General features: G+C 57.9%; 6 protein-coding genes. 4 read left to right on the top strand and 2 right to left on the bottom strand.

All coding sequences use genetic code 11. The features are described from left to right. Nucleotides 1-724 (top strand): amidohydrolase family protein (locus WBM93_RS01170; RefSeq protein ID WP_424427327.1); only part of this gene is annotated, 724 nt, incomplete at its 5' end. A gap of 3 nt (nucleotides 725-727) precedes the next feature. Here the strand turns inward: WBM93_RS01170 and WBM93_RS01165 are convergent. Next, nucleotides 728-1,720, bottom strand: coding sequence for an aldo/keto reductase (locus WBM93_RS01165; protein ID WP_424427325.1), 993 nt, complete (start codon nucleotides 1,718-1,720; stop codon nucleotides 728-730). Further along, a complete protein-coding gene (locus WBM93_RS01160) occupies nucleotides 1,717-2,970 on the bottom strand; it encodes a dicarboxylate/amino acid:cation symporter (RefSeq protein WP_424427324.1) in 1,254 nt (417 codons plus the stop codon). Before WBM93_RS01160 ends, WBM93_RS01165 begins: the two co-directional genes overlap by 4 nt. A 139-nt stretch (nucleotides 2,971-3,109) precedes the next feature. Between WBM93_RS01160 and glmM the strand changes: the two genes are divergently transcribed. Genes glmM through WBM93_RS01145 form a run of 3 tightly spaced genes read left to right on the top strand, consistent with a single transcriptional unit; the run spans nucleotide 3,110 to nucleotide 4,862 of the window. After that, nucleotides 3,110-4,450 carry a phosphoglucosamine mutase gene (glmM, locus tag WBM93_RS01155; RefSeq protein ID WP_424427322.1) on the top strand — a complete coding sequence of 447 codons (1,341 nt, stop codon included), beginning with the start codon at nucleotides 3,110-3,112 and terminating at the stop codon, nucleotides 4,448-4,450. Further along, on the top strand, nucleotides 4,450-4,677 hold the full coding sequence (locus WBM93_RS01150) for a DUF1272 domain-containing protein (protein WP_424427320.1): 228 nt from the start codon (nucleotides 4,450-4,452) through the stop codon (nucleotides 4,675-4,677). The genes glmM and WBM93_RS01150 overlap by 1 nt, the downstream gene beginning before the upstream one ends. Further along, on the top strand, nucleotides 4,671-4,862 hold the full coding sequence (locus WBM93_RS01145) for a hypothetical protein (protein ID WP_424427319.1): 192 nt from the start codon (nucleotides 4,671-4,673) through the stop codon (nucleotides 4,860-4,862). The genes WBM93_RS01150 and WBM93_RS01145 overlap by 7 nt, the downstream gene beginning before the upstream one ends. The last annotated feature ends 67 nt before the right edge of the window (nucleotides 4,863-4,929 follow it).

The raw sequence follows: 4,929 nt of genomic DNA, 5'->3' as shown, positions 1-4,929 counted from the left end.
GTTCCGGGCGCTGCTCGAAGAAGCGCGGACCTATGCACGCAATCCGGCTGTTTTTGACAGTGACCTGCTAAAGGCGTCGGACGCCAAGGCCCTGTTGCCAGTGATCAACGGCAGCACCAAGCTGCTGGTCCATGTCGAAAGCGCCAATGACATCCTCAAGGTCCTCGACCTCCGCAAGGATTTTCCGGCGCTGAAAATGGTGCTGGTCGGTGCTAATGAAGGCTGGCGTGTCGCCAATCATATCGCCGCGGCAGGCGTGCCTGTGCTGGCGTCGGCGCTCAGCGACCTGCCTTATGGCTTCGAGGATCTGTCTGCCACCCAGTCCAATATCGGCCGCATGAAGGCCGCTGGCGTAAAGGTCGCGATCGGTATGATCAACGACCGGGATGCCCATCAACTACGTTATTCCGTTCAATATGCCGGTAATCTGGTCGCGCTCAATAAAGTGCCCCGAGCCACAGGGCTGAACTGGAACGACGCATTTGCCGCGATCAGTTCGGTGCCTGCGGAAATCATGGATATGGGTGGGCAACTGGGTTCGCTCAAAGCCGGTCGTCAGGCGGATATCGTCATCTGGACGGGTGATCCGCTGGAGCTTTCAACACAGGTTGATAAAGTGCTCATCGACGGGGTCGAACAGTCTCTCAGCAACCGGCAAATCCGGCTTCGGGATCGCTATCGCAACCCGGCCCCGGGTGCTTTGCCGAAGGCTTATGATCACTAGCCGCTAGAGGCGGACCATCGACATCATGCGCTCGCCATAGCGGAGGCCAGCGGTGCCGCCTACCGGCGCTGCGGATTCCAGTTCGTCAAGATCGGCTTCGGTCAGGTCAATGTCGACCGCAACCATACTGTCTTCCAGCGTCGCCCGCCTTTTCGAGCCGGGGATCGGCACGATGAAATCGCCCTGCTCCAGCAGCCATGCCAGTGCAATTTGTGCGGGTGAGCAGTGATGGCGGGTGGCGACTTCTTTCACCACATCGACCAATTTCATATTCTGGTCGAAATTTTCTTCCGAATAGCGCGGATCATTGCGACGATAATCATCCTCCGGCAAATCATCCCGGCTGTTGATCTGGCCGGTCAGAAAACCGCGACCGAGCGGGCTGTAGGGAACAAAGCCGATGCCAAGGTCTTGACAGATCGGCAGGATTTCTTCCTCGATACTCCGCTCCCACAAGGAATATTCCGATTGCAAAGCCGCAATGGGATGGGTCGCGTGGGCCTTTTTGAGGGATTCCGCGCCAGCCTCCGAAAGGCCGAGATAGCGGACCTTGCCCTCGGTTACGAGATCGGCCATCGCGCCTACCGTTTCCTCAATCGGGACATTTGGATCAACGCGATGCTGGTAGAAAAGGTCGATGGTATCGATGCCAAGTCGCAGTAGCGATCCTTCGCAGGCCCGGCGCACATTGGCCGGACTGGAGTCCACGCCGGTCACTTGCCCGTCTTTGAAGGCGAAGCCGAATTTGGTGGCGATGACCAGCCGGTCGCGACGGCCGCGGATCGCCTGACCGAGCAATTCTTCGTTGATGTGCGGACCATAGACCTCGGCGGTGTCGAAAAAGGTCACCCCCAGTTCGATCGCCCGGTCGATGGTTGCCAGACTTTCGGCGCGGTTGGCCATGCCGTACATGCCCTTGCCAATGCCCGCCATCGGCATGCAGCCGAGGCCAAGCGCGGAAACCTCCAGTTCACTACCCAGTTTGCGATATTTCATTCTATATCTCCCTCGGTTCGGGCGAGCGTCGCGGTCACGCTCATGTCCATGCTGACATTCGCCACGGTCCGCATGATATCAGGAAATGTCTCGATCGCCAAAAGCAGAACCAGTGGTTCAATCGGAATGCCCATCGCAATGCAAATCGGAGCAATCGAGGTGATGAAGCTGATCGAACCGGGCAGGCTGACCGCCCCCATGGTGGTGATCGCCGCGACGACTATTCCGATCGCCAGGACGCCAAATGACAATTCGATGCCCATCAGATGGGCGACGTAAATGGCGACCGCAAGATTCATGCAAGGACCGGTTGCCCGAAACAGCGCGACCGCAATCGGCAGGACGACATCGGCTGACCGGTCACCGACCCCCATGACCTTGACGCCGCTGACCATCGCCGGCAGCGAAGCCAGCGAGCTTTGTGTGGAAATGGCCACCGCCTGCGCCCGGGCCGACGCCTTGAAAAAGGCGATCGGGCCACGCTTCGCGCCGACATAGGTCAGGACATAGCTGAAGATCCAGACCACTGCGCCGACGCTGCTGACGATCAGGACATAATGGAGCAATGCCCCGAATGCCGCCACTCCTGCGTTCGCGCCGACGCCCAGTGCCAGAGCGAAGACACCCAGTGGCGCTAGCGCCAATACCCATTGGATAAGGATCAGCAAAGCATCTGCAAGAGCGTTGAAAAACTGGTCGAGCATCATTCTTTGAGCGTCCGGCAGGCGGGTGATCGCAAAGGCGAAAGCGAGCGCGAAAATCATCAGCGGCAGCACCGCATCTTCTGCCGCTGCCGCAATGGCATTGGTGGGAATGAGGGCGCGGAGGAACTCGCTGAACGGTGGCACGTCTCCCGGTGGCGCGGCATCTCCCAATGCAGACCGCAGCGCCGCCGCAGCATCAAAGTTTAGCGGGAAGAGTTCTAGCAGGGCAGGGGTGACCAGAGCCGCCATGGCGGAAGAGCACCAGAGGAGGAAAATCATGAACAGAATAGCGCGAGCCGTCATCCGTCCGGCGCGGGCCATTGAAGCAGCCTTGCCAATTCCGACGATCAGCAGAGTAAAAACAAGTGGGATGACGGTCATGCGCAAGGCGTTGAGCCACATATTGCCGACGACGTCGGCCGCTTCTACCAGCAATGCATTTTTGGGGCCGACAAACAGTCCGATCAATATGCCGAGAACGAGGGCAAGAAGTATTATCAGCGCTTTTTTCAATATTCTGTCCCTTGCCACCCACCAAGTGACCATGAACCATGGCCGCCAAGTTCTGGCAAGGGGGGATTGCTTGTAAATTTCGCCATTGGCGTCATTCCTGCTTGGTCTCCTGCCGATCCATCGGCTAGAGACAAGCGCTACAAGATGTGACTATTTTGGGATGCAAGTGGATATGACAAAGAAATTTTTCGGCACCGACGGCATCCGCGGGCTGACCAACAAACATCCGATGACCGCCGAAATCGCGATGAAAGTGGGACAGGCCGCTGGACGGCACTTCATGCGGGGAAATCACAAACATCGCGTCGTCATCGGCAAGGATACCAGACTGTCCGGCTATATGATGGAAAATGCGCTGGTCGCCGGTTTTACCAGTGTCGGGATGGATGTAGTCCAGGTCGGTCCCATGCCGACGCCGGCGGTGGCCTTGCTCACCCGGTCGATGCGTGCCGATCTCGGGGTCATGATATCCGCCAGTCACAACCCCTATTATGACAATGGAATAAAGCTGTTCGGGCCGGACGGGTTCAAACTGTCCGACGAAGACGAGCTCAAGATCGAGGCCTATCTTGAAGAAGAGACGATATTGGCGCCAGCGGCCGACATTGGCCGGGCCAAAAGGTTTGAGGATGCCCGCGGCCGCTATATTCATGCCGTCAAAATGTCGTTGCCGGACCATATAAGGCTCGATGGCCTGAAGATCGTTTGCGATTGCGCCAATGGCGCAGCCTATCAGGTGGCACCTTCCGCTTTCTGGGAATTGGGCGCAGAGGTTGTCACGCTGGGAATCAGTCCCAACGGATTGAATATCAATGACAAATGCGGATCGACGGATCTGGCGATTTTGCAGGAAACCGTCGTCGCTTCTGGCGCTCATGTCGGCGTTGCCCTGGACGGGGATGCTGACCGTCTGATCGTTGTCGACGAAGAAGGACAGGTGGTTGATGGCGATCAACTTATGGCACTGATCGGCTCGAGCTGGAGCCGCAATGGCCTGTTGCGCGGTGACGGTATCGTCGCCACGGTTATGTCCAATCTTGGGCTGGAGCGGTTCCTGAACTCCCAGCATCTTGATCTGGTGCGGGCAAACGTCGGTGATCGCTACGTTCTGGAAGAAATGAAAAAGGGCGGCTATAACGTTGGCGGCGAGCAATCGGGCCATATGATCCTGCTCGATCATGGCACCACCGGGGACGGCACGGTTGCCGCCTTGCAGGTGTTGGGTGAACTGGTCGAAAGCGGCAAACCGGCGAGCGAATTGCTGCATCTGTTTGATCCGGTTCCGCAACTGCTCAAAAATGTCCGCTATAGCGACGGCCAGCCGCTCGAGAGCGAGAAGGTCAAGGCAGTTATCGCCGAAGCCGAAAAGGAACTGGATGGTTGTGGTCGACTGTTGATCCGCAAATCGGGCACCGAGCCGCTGATCAGAGTGATGGCAGAGGGGGACGACGAAGCGCAGGTCCATGCTGTGGTTGACCGGATTTGCGCGGTGGTCGAGGAGGTTGCGGGCTGATGCTGGAAATGCGCCCCGATTGCGAAAGCTGTGGCAGGGACCTGCCAGCCGAGCAGGCTGGTGCGCTGATCTGCAGTTTTGAATGCACTTTTTGCGAAAGTTGCGATAGCGAGAAATTTCAGGGTAGATGCCCAAATTGTGGTGGCGCGTTAAGCTCGAGGCCGACCCGTTCGGCCGCGCTCCTGGCAAAACACCCGGCCTCTACCGAACGGAAATATAAATGCTGAGCTTTCTGGATGCGATGGATGCCCGAACCATCGTGGTCATCGGTCTGATCTTGCCGGTGCTGCTAACTCTGGTGCTGTTTTTCTTTGCCCGAGGCTTTTTTCGGCGGTTCTGGATCCTGATCCTTTTGCTTGCCGGGGCCATCGAATGGTTCCTGATCGTCCAGGTCGGGCCGCTGTTTCTGTGACCGGTAATTGTCCGCGGATATTGACGATCGCGGGTTCCGACAGCGGCGGCGGTGCGGGCATCCAGGC

This window comes from Parasphingorhabdus sp., assembly GCF_049667325.1.
Lineage (GTDB): Bacteria > Pseudomonadota > Alphaproteobacteria > Sphingomonadales > Sphingomonadaceae > Parasphingorhabdus.
The sequence above is the reverse complement of the archived record's forward strand: the minus strand, read 5'-3'. Positions and strand labels throughout refer to the sequence as shown.

Excerpts from the sequence above, each read along its gene's own strand:
- WBM93_RS01145 (WP_424427319.1), top strand. The coding sequence starts at position 4,671 with ATGCTGAGCTTTCTGGATGCGATGGATGCCCGAACCATCGTGGTCATC.
- WBM93_RS01165 (WP_424427325.1), bottom strand. The coding sequence starts at position 1,720 with ATGAAATATCGCAAACTGGGTAGTGAACTGGAGGTTTCCGCGCTTGGC.
- WBM93_RS01160 (WP_424427324.1), bottom strand. The coding sequence starts at position 2,970 with ATGGTCACTTGGTGGGTGGCAAGGGACAGAATATTGAAAAAAGCGCTG.
- WBM93_RS01150 (WP_424427320.1), top strand. The coding sequence starts at position 4,450 with ATGCTGGAAATGCGCCCCGATTGCGAAAGCTGTGGCAGGGACCTGCCA.
- glmM (WP_424427322.1), top strand. The coding sequence starts at position 3,110 with ATGACAAAGAAATTTTTCGGCACCGACGGCATCCGCGGGCTGACCAAC.